Source organism: Cellulophaga sp. L1A9, from assembly GCF_009797025.1.
Taxonomy (GTDB): domain Bacteria; phylum Bacteroidota; class Bacteroidia; order Flavobacteriales; family Flavobacteriaceae; genus Cellulophaga.
The window spans coordinates 312,449-332,650 of record NZ_CP047027.1 but is presented as its reverse complement, the minus strand read 5'-3'; the positions used below and the strand labels follow the sequence as shown (position 1 = coordinate 332,650).

The window sequence follows — 20,202 nt, the reverse complement described above, 5'->3', positions numbered from 1 at the left end:
TGCAGTTAGTATCAGGGAAATTGTAAGTCTTCTTAATTATTAGTTAGTGCATAATAGTTTGAAGTATTTCTCTAAACCAAATCTAAATTTTTATAAACCATTTAATTTAAAGTAATTATGAAAAATTTTGGATCAACCTATAGTTGTATAGCCATACTTTGTATGTCGAATGCATTTGGGCAAAATTTTTATGCCAGTCCAAACGGAAGTGGCGATTCATGCTCAGAAGGAAGTCCTTGTTCTTTAGCAACATCAATAGAAAAAGTTGCTGGGGCAACTAGTGGAATGACAGCGGATATTACCGTCTTTTTAGAAGGGGGGTATTATTTTCTTGAAAACCCAATAGTCAATGTTAGAACATAATGAGGTTAATTAGATTAAATATTTTTTTTGAATATCATGGATTTAATCAAGAAAAAGGAAGGAAAGATGTTGAGTGGCGTATTCTTTTGATTTTGAAAAGGGTATTGCCTGCTTTTATTGATACGGTGGGTAAACATATTCAGAACTATGCAGATTTAGAAAAACACTTCTATCTTTTTTTGTCCCTAGCTGTAATAAAAGTATAAGCATCAAGGATATAGCAGTAAGCTATAAGTATTTTTGAGGTTTTTGGAAGCTAAAAAATGAATAATTACATGAAATTAAAATTAAAAAAAAATAGGTTTTTAAAACGTACATATTATTTTTTACTTATAATAGTAGGTTTTGTACTTGGCGGATGTGCTGACAAGTTCCACGATTTTACGGTACATTCCCCTGAAGGTCAACTATCGCTTATCATGCAGAACAAGAATGATTTGATAAGTTATACTCTATTAAAAAAAGGTAAAGAACTGATCGGTTCATCAGAAATAGCAATTTTATCAAATGTTACGAAAACCAAAATAATAGGTTCGAATTTAACATTTGAAAGTAAGATGTGGGAACCTGTTTGGGGTCAATTCAGCGAAATTAAAGATGTATACAATGAGTTGGTTTTGGATATTGATTTAGACGGTAAGAAAGCAAAACTTTTTGTGCGTATTTATGATAAAGGAATTGGATTTAGATACCAAATAGAAGGCTATGAAGAAGCTACGGAAGCTGATTTTTATTGTGAGTATAATTTAAGCGGTACGGATGCCTTATATTCTTCTTCAGGGGAAAATAGCCCCATTGGGCCTTTTAGCATCAATGAAATTAAGCTAGGGGGAAATAAACCTAGTTTATTGACACCATTAGTTGTTGAGCAATCCAAAAAAACATACCTATCAATTTTAGAATCTGACCTTTATGCGGCACCAGAATTTGATGTCATCAATTTTAAGTTCAATCTTGAAAAAGGACTACTAACATCCTCAAATAAGACTAAGCTTAAAGGAGCTAAAACCACCACGCCATGGCGTGTTATTTTAGTGGAAGATAGGATTGGAGATTTGGTCACCAATACCGTTCCTCTCAATCTGGCAACACCTAATCAATTACAGGATGCGTCTTGGGTAACCCCTGGTAAAACCCTTTGGGATTGGAGGGTGCATGGCTACACAGCGGACGACGGATTTACCTATGGTATCGATACAGAAAGTTATATGCGGTTCATCGACTTTGCTGCTGAAAAGGGAATTGAGTATTTTTTAATAGATGACTCTTGGTACACCAAAGTCACAAAAGGTCATTTTGAACTATCCGATAAACTAGATTTACAGCAGGTAATAGATTATGCCAATGAAAAAGACGTACAACTATTGCTTTATTATGATAGGAGACACGGAGAGTATGGGGACGATGAACTTTTTAAATATTATCGTTCATTGGGTATGAAAGGCATCAAGTATGGGTTTATGGGAAGTAATGTTCCGTTTACTAAAGATGCAATAAAGGCGAGTGCCGAAAACCGATTACTTATAGATTTTCACGATGGTCCAGTACCATTTACGGGTATCGAAAGAACATTTCCGAATGCCATCACAAAAGAATATTGTCATGCACAACAAGATTCTAGAAAAGCGTTTACGCCAGAGACGTTTATCCGTATGGCTTTGATTAATGCAATTCAAGGTCCGTTGGATATGAACAATGGTAATTTTGATTTAACGGGAATCAATGACGGAAGTAGAGAGAAGGGCCCCAAGATAATAGGTTCTTATTTGTCTACTGTAGCGTCAGAAGCTGCCAGAACATTGATAATTCATAGCGGATTGGTGTGTATTCCAGATGCTCCTGAAGCATATACTAAAAAAGCAGATTTATTTGAGTTTATTCAAAAAATGCCAGTAGGTAAATGGGATGAGAGCAAGGTGTTGCATGCAAAAATGGGGGAATATATTTCTACAGCCAGAAGACATGGTGAGGCATGGTTTATAGGCTCTGTTTACAATCAAAAAGGAGGCGTACTCAATATAGATTTAGATTTTCTAAAAGAAGGTGAAAATTACAAGGTAACTTTTTATGAAGATACACCAGAAACACATTGTAAAACCAATCCTGAAGCGTATCAAGTTAGAACAGGTATAGTAAAAAAAGGAGACGTTATAAAAGTTAAAATGGCTCCAGGTGGAGGACATTGTATGTGGATAAGACCAGAATAATTTATGATTATGACTAAATTAAATTTATTTATTTTTTTACTTATTTTATTGTTTTCTTGTAAAACGAATAATAGTTTTTCCAAAGTTGAAAAACCTAATATCATCTTCATTATGGCCGACGATTTAGGATGGCAAGATGTTGGTTTTATGGGAAGTAAATGGTTTGAAACTCCTAATTTAGACAAACTAGCTAAAGAAAGTTTGGTTTTTAATCAAGCATATATGTATCCAACTTGCTCACCTTCAAGAGCAGCATTACTAACAGGTCGTCAATCATTTAGAACAGACGTTTATAATGTACCTGTTTTAGAGCGTGACAACAACCAAACTAATATTTTTTCACGTTGGACTGTTGGTTTAGAACATCCTGTTTATGCAGAACCCCTAAAAGAAGCTGGTTATAAACTTATTCATATTGGGAAATGGCATATTGTAGGGCCTCATCCTGAGAATGAAACAGATTATCCATTTGATAAACCGCTTAGGCAGCCTCCAAATGCCAATTTAGATTGGTTAGAAAACCATAAAAGTGAAGGTATACAGCAATATTACCCCATTGGAAGAGGATTTCATGAAAACGTTGGGGGTACTTGGTGGGGAGATCCAGCCAGAGGATATGACAAGGGTTATCAAGCCGAAAGCGGAGGCTACCGGGCACCTTTTAAAAATCCGTTCATTGCGGATAAGCCTACCGATGAGTGGTTGACCGATAGACTCACTGATGAGGCACTGGACTTTATACAGCGAAACAAAGAGAAACCCTTTTTTGTGAACCTGCACTACTATGCACCACACCGTCCAACGGTAGTTAGGAATAAAGAATGGATGGATAAATTTCTGCAAAAGAAAGGCGATTCCATGACGGGTCAAGGAGAGGAAAATCTTGAAGAAATGGCAGGGTACGCCACCATGATTCAATCATTGGATGCTAATGTGAGGCGAATCATGGATTATTTGGATGTTAATAATCTAAGGAAAAATACAATTATTATATTCACCTCCGATAATGGTTTCAATGGACTGCAATCTGTCAATAAACGCTTGCGTGGAGCCAAAGGAAACGTTTATGAAGGAGGGTTGAGAGTACCCGCTTTTGTGAACTGGCCAAGTAACATTGAACCGAATCGAAGCACTGTTCCCATTCATGGTCTGGATTACTTTCCAACGTTCCTTGAATTAGCGGGTATTACCGATTATTCAGAAATGTTGGATGGAAAAAGCATTGTTCCAATACTAAAAGGCAACTCTTTTCAAGAACGGTCACTTTTTTGGCACATAGCCAGTACCTATAAAGACCCGCCTTGTTCTATTATTAGAAAAGGAAAATGGAAACTTATTCAGTTTCTCAATAATGAAACTGTAGAACTTTACAATCTTGAGGAAGACTTAAAGGAAAGTATAAACCTTTTTGAAAAAGAACCAGAAATAGCAAAAAAAATGTTGAAGGAACTTACCACATGGCGTAAAGAAAATAACGTACCGCTTCCACCAATTTCAAAGTTGCAGTTTTAAAAAATAAATATATAAACCATGAAAAATACTAAATAAAGCAAACCTATGTATCGAATAATTTATAGCATTCTATCTTTAACCCTTCTATTTACAGTTTCATCTTGTAATGAAACCAAAAGTTCAAAGAACCTAACGGAGAGCTCCTATATGGGTGATCCACTAGAGAAATCTGCTTTTTTAAAGAAAGACCTGCCTTGGTTTGCACAATTTCAAGTGGGAGAACAACCTGTTTTAGGGTTTCCAGGAGAAACAGCCAATGCAAGAGAACTGCGTATGAAAAATTGGGCGGACGCCAAATACGGCCTATTTCTACATTGGGGTCCGCAACGCTCGGGAGGAGAATATATAATTCCACAAGATACACTGGCCAAATTTATTCCTATGGATTTCAATGCGGAGGAATGGGTGCTAAAGGCGAAGGATCTAGGGTTTAAATACATGGTTATTACCGCAAAGCACCACGCAGGGTTTTCCATGTTCGATTCTCAGCATACCGACTATGATATTGTAGACCAAACCCCTTTTAAAAGAGACCCCATTAAAGAGTTGTCAGCTGCCTGTGAGAAATACAACATGTTGTTCGGAGTCTATTATTCTGTTTGGGATCTCTATCATCCTGATTATAGTAAAGAAATCGGAAACGCTGATTATAAAAATTATCACGAGTTTATGCTCAATCAGGTAGAAGAACTGCTGACCAATTATGGCCCTATGGTAAGCGTTTGGTTCGATGGCGAATGGGTTAATAGCTGGACAGTAGAGCGTGCTACAGAATTTAGGAATAAAATAAGGACACTCCAGCCCAACACCGTTTTAGCGAACCGTATAGGTCAAAGAAGGAGAGGCGAAGGCGACCATCAGTCGCCCGAAAATTTTTTGCCATATGTAGGCAACCAGAATGAGCATTGGGAGGGTTGTGCCAAGTTTGATGGGAGTTGGTTTTATGATGGAACCAATACATCACAAACTGCTGAATGGGCTTTGTACAAACTCTGTTACGCTACCTCGAGAGGCGGCAATTTTTTAATGAATCTAGGACCTACTCCAAAAGGCGGTTTTTTAGAATCTAGTATCAATAAACTGGATAAGGTAGGGAAATGGTTAAAGACCAATGGAGAATCTATCTATGGAGCGAAAAAAGGGCCACATTACCTATTGGAATGGGGCACCTGTACCCAAAAAGGAAATGTGTTATACTATCAGGTATTTGACTGGCCGAGCGATGAAAAACTAGTGATTCCCGGGTTGCTGTCAGAGATTGAATCCGTTAGTCTATCGGTGAACGGCACATCTTTGGAATATAGGAAAGAAGAGAGTACGGTAGTAGTTACGGTTCCCAAAATATCACCAGATCCAATGGCTACCGTAGTAAAGGTTAAACTCAAAGAAGCTGCCAAGGTAGATAATTCCATTCGCGCATTTGCAAAAAAACTTGAATCCGTGGATCATATGCGTGAAGTGCCCAAAGGAGGGTATTTCTTATCCGCTGCTTTCGCCGAGGTACATGGTGAGCAACTCTATTTTTACTATGGCACGGGATCAGGTTCACAGCGTGAAAACCTAAAGGGATGGACAGAAAAATCAGACTGGGTAGAATGGGAGTTGCTGGCAGAGGAAGAAGGAGATTATGCAGTTGAAATAACCTATGCTAACCTCACTAACGGAGGATCTTTTGAACTGAAAATCGCCGACCAAACTTTTGAACATACCGTCGAAAAAATAGATAAGAAGCCAAAAGCAAAAGAATCACCTTTAAGTGTAAACTATAAAACATTTAATCTAGGCAAAGTAAAACTCGAACCAGGGCGTCACAAACTGATCATCAAACCAATTCATATAACAGAGGAGGCAATAGTATATCATCAGGGTTTAATGACGTTGCGGGACATTACATTAATTCCACAATAAATATGAGGGACATAAAATTTTTATGCATCATTCTACTTTTGGCAACCCTTTTCGGTTGTTCACAACCAGCCAGAAACCAAGAAGGAAAAGCACCTAACTTCATCATCATTTTTACAGATGACCAAGGGTATAACGATTTGGGTTGTTTTGGGGGTAAGCATGTGAACACACCGCGAATCGATAGAATGGCTCGCGAAGGAGTACGACTTACGAACTTTTATGTAGCTGCCCCGGTTTGCACGCCATCCCGTGCGGCATTGATGACCGGAAGCTACCCAAAGCGCAACGATATGGCCACTGGGTCGCGTGGTGCTGTTTTGCTTGCGGCGGATGCAAAGGGACTCCATCCTGAGGAAATCACCATTGCCGAAGTATTGAAAACGGTAGGCTACAAAACGGGGATGTTCGGAAAGTGGCATCTGGGAGATCAACCTTCTTTTTTACCAACGCAACAGGGTTTCGATGAATTCTTCGGAATTCCATATAGTCATGATATTCATCCTTACCATCCAAAGCAGAAAAAGTTCCAGTTTCCACCACTTCCTTTGTTGGAGGGAGAACAGGTTGTGGAAAGGGATCCTAATGCGGATTACCTGACCCAAAGAATAACGGAACAAGCTATAGATTTTATCGAGAAAAACAAGGACCACCCATTTTTTCTGTATGTACCACATCCTATTCCGCATCGTCCGATACATGTTTCCCCAGAGGTAATGAAAAATGTTCCCGTCGACATAAAAGAGGCCTTAGGGAATGAAAACGGTACTATCGATTATAGAACCCGTGATAAAATATATGCCCATGCCATTAACGAAATCGATTGGTCAGTAGGAGAAATTTTGGATGCCCTGAAAAAATACGGAATCGATGATAATACTATGGTAGTTTTTACTTCCGATAATGGTCCCTCCATAGGTAGTGCCGTTCCATTGAAGGGCAAGAAAGGAAGTACCTTCGAAGGGGGTATGCGTGTTCCGGCCGTGATTCGTTGGCCTAAAAAAATTCCTGCAGGGCAAATCAGCAATGCGCTTCTTTCCACAATGGATATGCTGCCAACCTTTGCTAAACTAGCAGGCGCTAAAATTCCCGAAGACAGAGTCATAGATGGAAAGGATATTTGGTCCGTGCTAAGCGAAAACAAGAAAAGTCCACATAAAATGTTCTTTTATTATAAGGAAAACGTTCTTGAAGCGGTCCGGTCGGGTAAATGGAAGCTCCGCATAAAAGGGGATGAAGCACCAGCGCTTTATAATCTTGATGAAGATATCGGGGAAACGACCAATGTTATCTCAGTACAAGATTCTATAGCTGCAAGGTTAACCAATTATATCGAGGCCTTTAAGGAAGATATCAATGTACATAACAGGCCTGCCGCTTATGTAGAGAACCCTAAACCACTTTCCAACTGAAGCTTGGTGAATAAAAATAGGAAAAAAAGTTTAGCATGAAAAAGAGAAGTATTGGTTGGATAACGATAGTGTTTGTATTATTTGTTGGTTTTAAAAGTTTTGCCCAACAAAATGAATGGCCGGTTTTAAAGACTTACGAGGGGGAGTACCTAAAACGTATTGCCATGCCTGTCGGTGGTATTGGTACGGGTACGGTAGCATTAAATGGAAGAGGAGGTTTACAGGACTGGGAAATTATGAACAGGCCTATGAAAGGTTTTAATCCTAGTTTAATAAAGGGCCCTGTAAAGAGAGCTCCCTTTTTCTCAGCTTATATTAAAGAAAAAGATAAAAAAGGGCAAGTGGTCTTGCTAGAAGGACCTGTATCAGATTTAGAATACGAGGGTGATTTTGGAGCTATTGCTTCCAATCATGGACTTCCTCGTTTTAAGAATGCTATTTTTAAAACAGCTTACCCATTTGGTCAAGTTGAATTAACGGATGATGAATTGCCAATAGAAGTAACCGTTGGTGCTTTTAATCCATTAATACCAGGAAAAGTAGACGATAGTAGTATTCCAATGGCCGTTTTAAGTTATCGGGTTAAAAACACATCCAATGCTGCTTTAGAAATAGCCATAGCAGGAACCATCCAGAATATTATAGGAACCGATGGTTATAACGGAAAACCGGATAAGAACTTAAATACGTTTCGAGAAGAAAACGATATCAAAGGCATTTATTATACTTCTAATGGTGTGGATAATAAAAGTGCACAATGGGGAACGATGAGCCTTGTATCATTGATTGATGGGGAAACAACCTTTAGAACCAATTGGTTGCCAGCTAAATTTGGGGATGCCACACTAGATTTTTGGGATGACTTTAGTGCTGATGGATTGTTAGAAGATAGAGAAAATCTAGAAACAGATGCGCCAACAGGTACATTGGCAACCAAAATAGTATTAGAAGCAGGAGAAGAAAAGGAAATGAAATTTTTGATTACTTGGCACTTTTCTAACCGCCCCACTTGGCCACAACCAGGGTTTCATAAAAAAATAGATGGTATTGTTGGTAATTATTATGCCACTAAATATACTGATGCTTGGGATGTTGCATTAAAAACAGTACCAAAATTAAATGCTTTAGAAGATGACACAAAAACGTTTGTAAAAACTTTTATAGAAAGTGATATTCCTCAAATTACAAAAGAAGCAGCACTTTTTAATTTAGCACATTTAAGAACTCAACTAGCTTTTAGAACAGAAACAGGTCATTTGTTAGGTTGGGAAGGTAATTTTCATAACAGAGGAGCTGGTTTTGGCTCTTGTACTCATGTTTGGAATTATGAACAAGTAACGCCATTTTTATTTGGTGAATTGGCTCAAACCATGAGAGATGTTGAATTTGGATATGGAACTGACACTAATGGACTAATGAGTTTTAGATTCTATTTACCACTAGAGCATGCACAAAAACATGGTAAAGCTGCTGCAGATGGACAAATGGGAAGTATCATGAAATTTTATCGTGAGTGGCAACTTTCTGGTGATGATGCTTTTTTAAAGAAACATTGGCCAATGGTTAAAAAAGCATTGGAATTTTGCTGGATCAAAGGTGGTTGGGATGCTAATAAAGATGGTGTCATGGAAGGTTCTCAACACAATACCATGGATGTAGAATATTTTGGGCCTAATCCACAAATGGGGTTTTGGTATTTGGGAGCTTTAAAAGCTTCAGAAAAAATGGCTAAATATGTAGGAGAGAAATCTTTTGCAAAAACTTGTGAAAATTTGTACGAGAGTGGTTCTAAATGGATGGATAAAAATTTATTTAATGGGGAATATTACCAACAAGACATTCAACCGCCAATGCTACAAGAAAATGTAGCACCAGGATTGAGGTTGGGTATTGGAGCTAAAGATTTAACAAGTCCAGACTATCAATTAGGAGAAGGTGTTTTAATAGATCAACTAGTAGGTCAAGTTATGGCACATATTTTAGATTTAGGGTATTTGGCAAACGAGGAAAATATTAAGAAAACCAACAAAGCCATCATTAAATATAATTACAGAGAGAACCTTTCTAAACACCCTAATTTTATGCGCTCTTATGCTTTAGGTGATGAGTCTGCGTTGTTAATGGCAGCATATCCTGGAGAACGTCCAGAGAAACCTTTCCCTTATTTTACAGAAGTGATGACCGGTTTTGAGTACACGGCTGCTGTAGGGATGTTGTATGAAAACCAAGATACTATTGGGCTTAAAACGATGCAAGATGTTAGAGATAGATATGATGGTAAAAAGAGAAATCCGTTTAATGAAGCGGAATTTGGAAACCACTATGCTAGAGCAATGATGGCTTGGGGAAGTATATTGGCAACTACAGGGTTTAATTATTCTGCAGTAGATGAATCAATGAAATTTAATGATAATGAAGGGGCTTATTTTTGGTCTAATGGTTATCAATATGGAAACGTTAAGATTACGAAAGAAGGGGAAATAAAAAAAGTTGCGCTTACAGTTTTGAGTGGTTCTTTAAACCTGAAATCATTTACTCTTAAGGGGTTTGGTTCTATCGCATTTAAGGGAGAAAAGGCATTTACCGATAATGAAACGGTACTATTCAGGGTTAAAAAGAATTCAAAATAGTAGATTAAAATTACAAATATGAATTCATTTATTTTAAAGAAATTAGTGTTTATTACTTTCATTAGCTGTGGCACAATTGCTTTTGCTCAAGAGCCTCTGAGCGCAGACGGGCAAGTCGAACGCCCTAGAGTCCTCAACTTCCACGGAGACAATGGCCACGTGCATAAGTCAAAACAAGCGGGTATAAATTTAATAGAAACCTTGGGACAAGAAAATGGATGGGAAGTGGTCTCCACAAACGATACTTCTTTGTTCACACTAAAAAACTTGTTCTCTTTCGATGTCATTTTATTTAATAACACTTGTGGAAATAGAGGAAGACTATTTTCCAATGAACAGCAACAGGCCTTGCAACATTTTATCCGTAATGGAGGAGGTTTTGTGGGTATCCACTGCGCAGGAGCACTTTGGCATGAAGGAGGTGAATTTCAAAAATGGTATGAAGAACTGATCGGCACACGGTTGGTTGATCACCCTAAAGTACAACCTGCAAGACTTATCATTGAAGATAATACACATATAAGTACCCAACATTTAAAAAACGAATGGAGGATGACAGATGAATGGCATAGGTTTTCAAGCAATCCAAGAGCGGGTGTAAATGTGCTCATTTCGCTGGACGAAGATTCGTACGAAGGAGAGAAAAAAATGGGCGGAGACCATCCATTTACTTGGTATCAGTATGTAGATGGCGGGCGTTCCTTTTTCACATCGTTAGGACATACAGTAGCCACTTATGAAGATGAAAATTTTAAGAAGCTAGTTAAGGGAGGAATTGAGTGGGCGGCTATATCAAAGATTGCAAATTCTCTTCCTGTTGCTGATGGTTTATTGGTCGATCTCAATGCCGATCATGGAGTTACGCTGGAAGATGGAAGTAAAATTGGTGAATGGAAAAATCAAGTCGAAGGTACCAACATCAAAAGCTTTATAAAGCAAGACATAGGTAGAAAAATATCGGGTTCTGGAAGACCAAGACTCTTACTAAATGTTCCTGAATTAAATGGCCATAACACAATTGTGTTTCATCGACAAGAATTACTCAATCACCAAGAAGATGCATTCGATCATCTAACACAAGGTAGTGGCTATACATGGTTTTCCATCATGGCTGTATACGAACAAGTTAAGGGGAAGCCAGGAGTAAATTCTTTTTTTGGTAATCTTCGGAATACCAATATGGATAAAAAGGGTCAATATGAGGGATTTTGGGGTGGAATGAGTGATGAAAATAAAGTCTGGATTAGCGCTAGAAACGGATTAGAGAAAGGATTGTGGAATAAGAATAGCCCACACGTCATTGCAGATGAAGCCCTAGAAAAATCTAGGTATTATCTTGTAATGGGTAGAATGGGAGAAGGCCAAGATACTGTGAATCTGCAGCTTTTTGTTAACTCTACCTCTTCGATAGCAGAAAAACCATTCATAGTAAATCCCAAAGCCAATCCTTCCAAAATGGCCATTGGTCAAGAAAGAGATGCGACGAATCATCCCGGTGCAGAATCTTTTGATGGCGAGATTGCTCGATGTCTGATTTATGAAAAGCCTTTGAACAAAGATGAATTAGCTGCGACAATTGAATATTTGAAAACCACCTATAACATACAAGAATGAACGAAAATTAGAAAATGAAAAGTAATATGACCATAGTTTGCAATTAAAATCAATACGGTTCAACAAAATTTAAATAAGAAGCATCTTAATAAATGAAGTAAATTATGACTTTAAACAAAGCAATATTAGCACTAACCACTCTTCCTTTCTTTCTGCTAGGAGCATGCGCTCAGATAACGCAGGATATCGGAGATTATGGTGCACGAGGTAAAAATGCTAGGCCACTTGGTAATGAACTGTATTTGACACCGAATGAATTGATTCCATTAAAAATAAAATAAATAAAATGAAAACAGTTTTAGTATATGCGTTATTGAGTCTTTCATGTATTGGTTTCGGGCAATCTGAAGGAAAGGATTCTATAAGAGTGTTTTTTTTGGGAGGACAATCCAATATGGTTGGAAGAGGGAATAACATAGATTTGCCTTCTTCTTTAAAGAAAACCTTTTCAGATGTGTGGATTTTTAATGGAAATCTCACGGAGAGAAGCTCAAAAAGTGGAGAGTTGGGAACCTGGGAAAATTTAAAACCTGGGCATGGAGCGGGAATTAAAAAATTTGGGGTAGAATTATCATTCGCTAAAAAGTTGCAGGAGTTATATCCAAATGAAAAAATTGCACTTATAAAATATGCTAGAGGTGGTACGGCTATTGATAGTATGGCAAATCGTAAGTCTGGCTATTGGGAGCCTGATTATAAAGGGAAACAAGGTGTGAAAAATTACGACTTGTTTTTAAAGACAGTAAAAAGCGCGTTTAATGAAGAAGATATTAATGATGATGGAAGAGATGATTATCTTATTCCGTCAGGCATTATTTGGATGCAAGGAGAAAGTGATGGAAATGATGAGGAAGTTGCTTCCCGATATTATTTTAACCTTAAAAGGTTGATGGATTTATTCAGAGCTACTTTTCGTGATAATTACTTACCCGTTGTAATTGGGAAAATATCAGATTCGGGTAATGATGAAGATGGAAAAGTTTGGGATTATTGTGAATTGGTGCAATATGCTCAGGAAAAATATGTGAAGTTAGATGATAATGCTATTATCGTCAGGAGTACCAAAAATTATAATTATTCGGATCCTTGGCATTATGATAGCAAAGCATATATTGACTTAGGGGAAAGATTTGCTGAGGCTGTTTATCATTTAAATAATTTAAAATAATAAAAATTAAGATGAAATTTAATTATCTGCATATACAAAAAAACCAAAACCACTTTCTAACTAAAATTTTAAAATCAAAGTATTGAAAAAAGTTGGCTGTATTATTCCTGTTATCCTTTTGTCTTGTCTGCCTCTTATACTTTCAGCACAAACAAAAAAACCAAATATCATTATTCTTTTTGCTGATGATTTGGGCTATGGTGATTTAAGCTGTTATGGAGCTCAAGATGTTAAAACGCCTAATATTGACAGCTTAGCAAGTGAAGGATTAAGATTTACCGATTTTCAGGTAGCATCATCCGTTTGTAGTCCATCTAGAGCAGCACTTCTTACTGGTCGCTATCCCATGCGAAATGGGTTTCCTGTAGCTCAAGGTAAAATTGAAAAACATAAAGATTATGGTTTGCACCCAGATGAAATTACTATTGCTGATTTACTTTTAAAAGAAGATTATGCTACGTTGGCCATTGGTAAGTGGCATTTAGGTTTTAACGATGGAGCACAACCTATCGACCACGGTTTTCAACATTTTTATGGGCTGAAATCCAATTGGCATAGCAGTCATCCTGATTTAAACGATGTTTACAGTGACCGCAAAGTTGTAAAAGAAAATGTAGCTTTTGAAACATTAATTGGCGATTATACTCAAAAAGCCATTGAATATATAGAAGAAAATAAAGAGAATCCTTTTTTTCTGTACCTAGCTTATCATTCGGTGCATTCTCCAATTAAGCCAAGCAAGGAATTTATAGGAAGTTCAAAAGGAAGTCTTTACGGCGATTATGTACAGGAATTGGATTACCATGTAGGACAGTTAACCAAAGTACTTTCTGAAAATAATATGGATGAAAATACCATTGTAATTTTCTTGTCAGATAATGGTCCTGCTATTTGTCATTTTGGAGGTTCTGCAGGACCTTTAAATGGTGGGAAGTACACGACTATGGAAGGTGGTTTCCGAATTCCAGCTATCATCAAATGGAAAGGTGAATTCGTAACCGGAGTCAACGATACCTTTATATCTTCCATGGATTTATTGCCAACATTAGCAGCTTTAACGGGAACAGAACTTCCAAAAGATAGAGTGATTGATGGAAAAGATATCACCTCTATCTTAAAAACAGGAAGAGGGTTATCACCACACGAATATATATACTATTATAATGGCATCAATTTGCAAGCAGTTAGAAAAGGAAAGTGGAAGCTGCATTTGCCAAGAACCTCAGCAGATCAACCGTTTTGGTCTAAAAGCAAGGACGAAAAACCTTTTAAAGGAAAGAATCTTAAAAATATTTCATGTAAAGGTTTAGAAGTATTGAATCGTCTATTGCTATTTAATTTGGATAATGATATGGGTGAGTTAACAGATATTTCTGAAAATCATCCTAAAATAGTAGAAGAATTATTAAAGGCAGCAGACAGAGCTAGGTTAACTCTCGGAGATGTTAATTTTGTTGGAAGTAATCAGCGTTTACCTCCTTTCAAAAATATTCAAGAAAAATACTAATACTAAAATAATGCATAAAATTATACACAAAGTAAAAGACAAACGTATCAAAATATATAACAAGTTGAAGAATAAATAAAACTAAAGCCTTTGTATTAATTAACGTTTCCATAATGAATAAAGGAAAAGTTGCTGGAGAAGAAATAGTCCAGCTGTATACAAATGATAAAGAATCTAGTGTGGTTCGTTTTGTCAGAGAATTGAAAGAGTTTAATTGTGTTTGGATACATTTTAGACCCTGATTGTATTCAAAATTACTTGTCTAATTATGTAAGAATAAGTGTTTTTATACTTTTACATGTTTTTTTTAACATTAATAACTCCGCAATTTTAAATCTGAAAATTTTTCAGTAAAATTTTCAATAGATGTATAATAAATTAAAAACCAAATAAAAATGAAATTAAATAAAATAGCAATGTATACATTAGTATTCGCATTTTTATCTTGGAAGTCAAACAAAATAAAAGAAGCAGATAAATCAGTAAATATTCATTCAGAAAACATGAAAATAGAAGATGTAGGACGTGCTGCGGAAAACGAAGGAATAAACGTTTTAGCTCAGAAATCATCTAAAAAACCAAATGTGATTGTAATTATGGCAGATGATCTTGGTTATGGTGATTTGAGTTGTTATGGGGCGTCAAAACTCCTCACTCCAAATATAGACAAACTAGCAAGCGAAGGAAAAATATTTACCGATGCACATTCGGCCTCGGCAGTATGTACACCGTCTCGTTATGCTTTGTTAACAGGTCAATACCCAATAAGAGGGGAGAATGGAAAAGGAATTTGGGGACCTGCACCAGTTACTTCAGAATTATTAATAAACCCTGAGCAATTAACCATTGCGGATGTGTTTAAAAATGACGGTTATACTACTGCAGCTTTAGGAAAGTGGCATTTAGGTTTTGGAAAAGGAGAAAATAAATGGCAAGAACCTTTAAGTCCAGGGCCTAATGATCTAGGTTTTGATTATTACTATGGGGTGCCTGTTGTAAATAGCGCTCCACCTTATGTATATGTAGAAAATGACCGTGTGGTGGGAGGTGATCCAAACGACCCCTTGGTTTATGTAGGCAGAGGGAAAGACGAAGAAGTTACTCCAATTACTCCTATTCCGCCAGAAGCATCTCAAAGAACGCCTAACATGTTTAAAGGAGCTGCAGAAGCTCATAAACTCTATAACGATTATACCGTGGGAACTGTGTTGGCAGGAAAAGCTGTAGACTGGATAACAGAAAAAACAATTACCGAAAACCAAAACCCTTTCTTTTTGTATTTGGCAACTACACATATTCATCATCCCTTTACACCAGGAAAAAATTTTCAAGGAAAAAGTGACGCGGAACTTTATGGTGATTTTGTTCAAGAATTGGATTGGATGGTAGGACAAGTATTATCAACTTTAGAAAAACAAGGAGTTGCCGAAAATACCTTAGTGATTTTTACTAGTGATAATGGAGCTATGCTGAATTTAGGTGGTCGTAATGCAGTAAAAGCTGGACACAAAATCAATGGCGATTTATTAGGTTTTAAGTTTGGTGTTTGGGAAGGTGGTCATCGTGTACCGTTTATTGCCAAATGGCCCGGAAAAATACAAGCTGGAACGGTGTCTAATCAATTAATTTGTAATGTAGATATGCTAGCTACTTTTACAAAAATCTTGAAGCAAGATTTAAATAGTTTAAAGAATTCTGATAGTAAAAATATCTTGCCTGCTTTATTGGGTAATCCTGAAACACCTGTTAGAAATGAATTGATTTTAGCTGCTCACAAATCGACACATTTATCTTTAAGAAAAGGAAAGTGGATGTACATACCAGCAAAAGGTAGTGGCGGATTTGGAGGATATAAACCACATCATCATGCTTGGGGTGGCGCTCCTGGAGTAGCCTTTTTAGGAGGTGTGAATAGCGATATTGAAAATGGAAAAATAAAAGAAGATGCTCCAATAGGACAACTTTATAATTTAGAAGAAGATAAATACCAAACCACTAATTTATATAATCAATATCCAAACATTGTAAAAGAAATGGAAATTGCTTTGAATAGATATAAATCTAAAGATTAATTATGAAACAAAAACTAGTATTCAGAACTCAAAGAGTTGGATTCATTGTACTTTCTATTTTATTGGCTGTATCATGTAAAAGCAAACCAGAAACTGAAAAAGATAATCTTTCAACAGAATTACAAGAAAATAATAAAAATGAAAACATAATAACCTATGCAGATGATGTCTCTTTTATGAAAGATTATATTGATATTATTGAGTTATCAAATAACAATAAAGCAAAAGTAGCTGTGTCTGCGAAATTACAAGGTCGTGTTATGACAAGTAGCTCTTCTGGTTTAAACGGTAGAAGTTATGGTTGGATTAATAAAGAATTATTTAAAACTAAAGAAATACAAGAACATATTAATGTTTTTGGTGGTGAAGAGCGTTTTTGGTTAGGACCAGAAGGCGGACAATATTCTATTTTTTTTAAAAAAGGAAGTGAATTTACTTTAGAAGATTGGTACACGCCAAAACTAATAGATTTAGAACATTTTGATATCAAAACAAAAACTTCGAGTTCGGTTACTTTTACCAAAACAGCTTCTTTAGTTAATTATTCAGGATTTAAATTTGATTTTGATATTGAAAGAGAAGTGAAAGTTTTATCAAAACAAGAAGTGAATGAAGATTTAGGAATTGAGTTACCAAATGAAATTAATACGGTAGCCTATAAAACAACCAATTCTTTAACAAATTCAGGAAAAGAAGATTGGGAAAAAGAAAAGGGCTTATTATCAATCTGGCTTTTAGGGATGTTTAATCCATCACCAGAAATGACTATTGTAATTCCATATAAAAAAGGAAATGAAGCAGAATTTGGTGTAATTGTTAATGATGATTATTTTGGAAAAGTACCTGCTGAACGATTAATTGTAAAAGAAAATGCTATTTATTTTAAAGGCGATGGTAATTTTAGAAGTAAAATTGGGTTGTCTCCAAAACGCGCAAAAAATGTTTTAGGTTCATATGATGGAGTTAGTAAAACACTAACCATTGTAAAATATAATAAACCAAAAGGAATTACCGATTATGTAAATTCTAAATGGGAAATTCAAGAAAAACCTTATGCAGGTGATGTTGTAAACTCATATAATGATGGAGTTCCAGAACCAGGAAAAAAGCCATTAGGTCCTTTTTACGAGTTAGAAACATCTTCTCCGGCACTTTATTTAAAAGCAGGTGAACAACAAACACATATTCAAACTACGTATCATTTTGAAGGAAATCCAGTTGATTTAACTAAGGTTTCAGAGAAAGTGTTAGGGGTTTCTATTGTTGAAATTATGAATGTTTTTATGGTGAAATAACAATAGTATTAAATCAATAGTTATAACATGAAATCAATAAAAATAATAGCTACCTTATTAATTCTATTTTGCGCGGTTATTAATATTGGAGCTCAAAATATTACTTCTAATAGTAAAGTTTTATATAAAGAGATAAATGGAGATAGTTTATATCTGCATATTTTTAAACCTCAATTATCAAAAAAACCAACTGCTGCAATTGTGTTTTTCTTTGGTGGAGGATGGGCATCTGGTACCCCAGAACAGTTTTATCAACAAAGTGAATATTTTGCATCAAGAGGAATTTTAGCAATATCTGCAGAATATAGAATTAAAAACACACATAACACTTCTCCTTTTGATTGTGTAGAAGATGCAAAATCAGCCATTCGTTGGATTCGTGAGCATGCTAAAGAATTAAATGTAAATCCTAACAAAATTGTTGCTAGTGGAGGTTCTGCTGGAGGACATATTGCTATAACTACGGCTTTAATAGAAGGATTAGAAAACGTTAGCGAAAATTCATCTATTAGTTCTGTGCCCAATGCTGTAGTTGCATATAATCCAGTTTTAGACACTACAGAGAAGGGCTATGGTCATAAAAAAGTGGTGGGTCGAGAAACAGAAATTTCTCCAACGCATCAGGTTAAAAAAGATTTGCCTCCTATGTTGATTTTTCATGGAACAAAGGATAAAACAGTACCTTTTGAAAATGCAGAACGTTTTACCAGCTTAATGAAAGAAGCAGGAAATGAATGTGAATTAGTTGCAGTTGATAATGTTGGTCATGGTTTTTTTAATGGCGATTTTTTCAGAAAAGGCGCTGGTAATAAATACTTCAATTTAACCACATATAAAACAGATGTCTTTTTAGAGAAATTGTGCTACTTAAAAGGAAAACCAACGCTAGCTGAAAATATCAAACATATATCCTGTGTTGGAGATAGTAATAATGAAGCCAAATATCCTTCATTTTTGCAAGAAAAATTAGGTAACGAATATCAAGTGAAAAATTTTGGAAAAGGAGGAGCAACATTAATTGATGGAACAAATCATCCATATTTTAAAAAGGAGCAATACAAAAATTCATTAAAATTTACGCCAGATATCGTTTTAATTATGTTTGGTACAAACGATGCAAATGTGAAGTGGTGTTTAGATGAAAACAGAAAAACGGAATTTATTGGCACACCTCAAGAAGAGTTTAAAAGTCAATATGTAAAATTGATAAAATCCTATAAACATAAGAATGAAAATGCAGAGGTATATGTATTAACTCCGTTACCAATTTATGAACATGCAAAAAGTAGAGATCCAGAAATAAAACAACGTATCAAACACTTAAATGAATGGGTAATTCCTATCATTAAAGTAATTTCAGAAGAAGAAAACGTTCAACTTTTAGATGTAAACAAACTAATGAAAAAAGCCTATAATTGCACAGTTGATGGCGTTCACCTGAATAATAAAGGCTATGAAATTTTAGCAAAAAAAATAGCTCAAGAAATCAAATAAATCAAATCAATGTATAAAATGAAATTAAAATTAGGAATTATAACCATAGTAGTTTGCTTGATAGCATCTTGTAATAATACTAAAAAAGAAAAGAGTTTTAGTAAGGAAATAGCTATTAAAGAAAATGCTGTAAAGTTTACGTATCAAGAGGTTGCCGGTATAGGTAAAGACTCCACATATAACAGGCGTGATAATAGCGATATAATAAAAGTAAATGACACTTACCATATTTGGTATAGTCGTATGGATAGCCCTGTTACGGCTGGGTATTGGGCCACTATTTGGCATGCAACATCTACCGATGAAGGGCATACTTGGAAAGAACAAAGTATGGCACTTGGTTTAGGTGCAGAAGGTGAGTTTGATAATCACTCTGTCTTTACACCAAATATTTTAGTTCGTAATGGAAAATATTATATGTACTATACGGGCGTAAAACCAACACCTGGAAGAAAAGATAAAAAGTTTGAAGGCAATTCTACTACAGATATTACAGCCATAGGTTTGGCTGTAGCCAATAGTCCAGATGGTCCATTTGTAAGAGTAGAAAATAATCCTGTGTTAGAGATTTCAAAAGATTCTACTGATTTTGATAGTTTTAGAATTGATGATGCAAGTTTATTGGTGCGAGATAATAAAATAGCATTGTATTATAAAGGTCGACAATGGGGTAAATCACCAGCTGAGACTAAAATGAGTGTAGCTTATGCTAATCACCCGGAAGGACCATTTACAAAGTATGATGGTTATTTATTAGATGAAAGTCACGAAGTCTTAATTTGGCAGAAGGATGGAGGTGTTGCTTCTCTGGCATCGATTAATGCAACTATAAATTTTGCTGCCGATGGTGAGCATTTTTCTGTTTTGAATGATAGCCTAAAAAATATTCCAAAAGCACCAGGTTTGTACCGGCCAGTTTTGGAAAATGGAAATCCTGACACTGAGATTCCAGGTTGGGGAATAGCGATGAAATCAAGCAAAGGACTGACGTATTTATTGCGTTTTGAGATAAAGTAATAGTAT

14 protein-coding genes are annotated in these 20,202 nt (G+C 35.9%); all 14 read left to right on the top strand.

Features of this window, described 5'->3' with window-relative positions; translation table 11 throughout:
* Positions 1 to 117 precede the first annotated feature (117 nt).
* The 14 genes from GQR94_RS01445 to GQR94_RS01385 all read left to right on the top strand — a co-directional run bounded on the left by GQR94_RS01445 (position 118) and on the right by GQR94_RS01385 (position 20,196).
* On the top strand, positions 118 to 363 hold the full coding sequence (locus GQR94_RS01445; RefSeq protein WP_158973663.1) for a hypothetical protein: 246 nt from the start codon (positions 118 to 120) through the stop codon (positions 361 to 363).
* 275 nt (positions 364 to 638) lie between these two features.
* Complete coding sequence (locus GQR94_RS01440; protein ID WP_158973662.1) at positions 639 to 2,570, top strand: glycoside hydrolase family 97 protein; 1,932 nt, start codon at positions 639 to 641, stop codon at positions 2,568 to 2,570.
* A gap of 3 nt (positions 2,571 to 2,573) precedes the next feature.
* Positions 2,574 to 4,082, top strand: a complete 1,509-nt coding sequence (locus GQR94_RS01435; RefSeq protein ID WP_370458268.1) for a sulfatase — start codon at positions 2,574 to 2,576, stop codon at positions 4,080 to 4,082.
* A 45-nt stretch (positions 4,083 to 4,127) separates the two neighbouring features.
* Positions 4,128 to 5,990: an alpha-L-fucosidase gene (locus GQR94_RS01430; RefSeq protein ID WP_199271515.1), complete on the top strand. Its 1,863-nt coding sequence runs from the start codon at positions 4,128 to 4,130 to the stop codon at positions 5,988 to 5,990.
* A gap of 2 nt (positions 5,991 to 5,992) precedes the next feature.
* The gene (locus tag GQR94_RS01425) at positions 5,993 to 7,399 is read left to right on the top strand and encodes a sulfatase (RefSeq protein WP_158973660.1); all 1,407 of its coding nucleotides are present in this window, start codon (positions 5,993 to 5,995) and stop codon (positions 7,397 to 7,399) included.
* A gap of 35 nt (positions 7,400 to 7,434) precedes the next feature.
* Complete coding sequence (locus GQR94_RS01420) at positions 7,435 to 10,029, top strand: GH116 family glycosyl-hydrolase (protein ID WP_158973659.1); 2,595 nt, start codon at positions 7,435 to 7,437, stop codon at positions 10,027 to 10,029.
* 18 nt (positions 10,030 to 10,047) lie between these two features.
* Positions 10,048 to 11,643, top strand: coding sequence for a ThuA domain-containing protein (locus tag GQR94_RS01415; protein WP_158973658.1), 1,596 nt, complete (start codon positions 10,048 to 10,050; stop codon positions 11,641 to 11,643).
* A 286-nt stretch (positions 11,644 to 11,929) separates the two neighbouring features.
* Positions 11,930 to 12,811, top strand: coding sequence for a sialate O-acetylesterase (locus GQR94_RS01410; RefSeq protein WP_158973657.1), 882 nt, complete (start codon positions 11,930 to 11,932; stop codon positions 12,809 to 12,811).
* Between the two features lie 82 nt (positions 12,812 to 12,893).
* Entirely contained in the window at positions 12,894 to 14,318 is a 1,425-nt protein-coding gene (locus tag GQR94_RS01405; protein WP_199271514.1) for a sulfatase, read from the top strand.
* Between the two features lie 113 nt (positions 14,319 to 14,431).
* A complete protein-coding gene (locus tag GQR94_RS22885) occupies positions 14,432 to 14,560 on the top strand; it encodes a fibronectin type III-like domain-contianing protein (protein WP_370458267.1) in 129 nt (42 codons plus the stop codon).
* A 153-nt stretch (positions 14,561 to 14,713) separates the two neighbouring features.
* Positions 14,714 to 16,390, top strand: a complete 1,677-nt coding sequence (locus tag GQR94_RS01400; protein WP_199271513.1) for an arylsulfatase — start codon at positions 14,714 to 14,716, stop codon at positions 16,388 to 16,390.
* A 2-nt stretch (positions 16,391 to 16,392) separates the two neighbouring features.
* Entirely contained in the window at positions 16,393 to 17,685 is a 1,293-nt protein-coding gene (locus tag GQR94_RS01395) for a DUF6786 family protein (RefSeq protein WP_199271512.1), read from the top strand.
* Between the two features lie 27 nt (positions 17,686 to 17,712).
* Positions 17,713 to 19,179, top strand: coding sequence for a GDSL-type esterase/lipase family protein (locus tag GQR94_RS01390; RefSeq protein ID WP_158973656.1), 1,467 nt, complete (start codon positions 17,713 to 17,715; stop codon positions 19,177 to 19,179).
* A gap of 18 nt (positions 19,180 to 19,197) precedes the next feature.
* Complete coding sequence (locus GQR94_RS01385) at positions 19,198 to 20,196, top strand: family 43 glycosylhydrolase (RefSeq protein ID WP_158973655.1); 999 nt, start codon at positions 19,198 to 19,200, stop codon at positions 20,194 to 20,196.
* Positions 20,197 to 20,202 lie beyond the last annotated feature (6 nt).

What these genes read in the sequence shown, in the direction of transcription:
- GQR94_RS01445 (WP_158973663.1), top strand. Translation starts at nt 118, where the DNA reads ATGAAAAATTTTGGATCAACCTATAGTTGTATAGCCATACTTTGTATG.
- GQR94_RS01440 (WP_158973662.1), top strand. Translation starts at nt 639, where the DNA reads ATGAAATTAAAATTAAAAAAAAATAGGTTTTTAAAACGTACATATTAT.
- GQR94_RS01435 (WP_370458268.1), top strand. Translation starts at nt 2,574, where the DNA reads ATGATTATGACTAAATTAAATTTATTTATTTTTTTACTTATTTTATTG.
- GQR94_RS01430 (WP_199271515.1), top strand. Translation starts at nt 4,128, where the DNA reads ATGTATCGAATAATTTATAGCATTCTATCTTTAACCCTTCTATTTACA.
- GQR94_RS01425 (WP_158973660.1), top strand. Translation starts at nt 5,993, where the DNA reads ATGAGGGACATAAAATTTTTATGCATCATTCTACTTTTGGCAACCCTT.
- GQR94_RS01420 (WP_158973659.1), top strand. Translation starts at nt 7,435, where the DNA reads ATGAAAAAGAGAAGTATTGGTTGGATAACGATAGTGTTTGTATTATTT.
- GQR94_RS01415 (WP_158973658.1), top strand. Translation starts at nt 10,048, where the DNA reads ATGAATTCATTTATTTTAAAGAAATTAGTGTTTATTACTTTCATTAGC.
- GQR94_RS01410 (WP_158973657.1), top strand. Translation starts at nt 11,930, where the DNA reads ATGAAAACAGTTTTAGTATATGCGTTATTGAGTCTTTCATGTATTGGT.
- GQR94_RS22885 (WP_370458267.1), top strand. Translation starts at nt 14,432, where the DNA reads ATGAATAAAGGAAAAGTTGCTGGAGAAGAAATAGTCCAGCTGTATACA.
- GQR94_RS01400 (WP_199271513.1), top strand. Translation starts at nt 14,714, where the DNA reads ATGAAATTAAATAAAATAGCAATGTATACATTAGTATTCGCATTTTTA.
- GQR94_RS01395 (WP_199271512.1), top strand. Translation starts at nt 16,393, where the DNA reads ATGAAACAAAAACTAGTATTCAGAACTCAAAGAGTTGGATTCATTGTA.
- GQR94_RS01390 (WP_158973656.1), top strand. Translation starts at nt 17,713, where the DNA reads ATGAAATCAATAAAAATAATAGCTACCTTATTAATTCTATTTTGCGCG.
- GQR94_RS01385 (WP_158973655.1), top strand. Translation starts at nt 19,198, where the DNA reads ATGAAATTAAAATTAGGAATTATAACCATAGTAGTTTGCTTGATAGCA.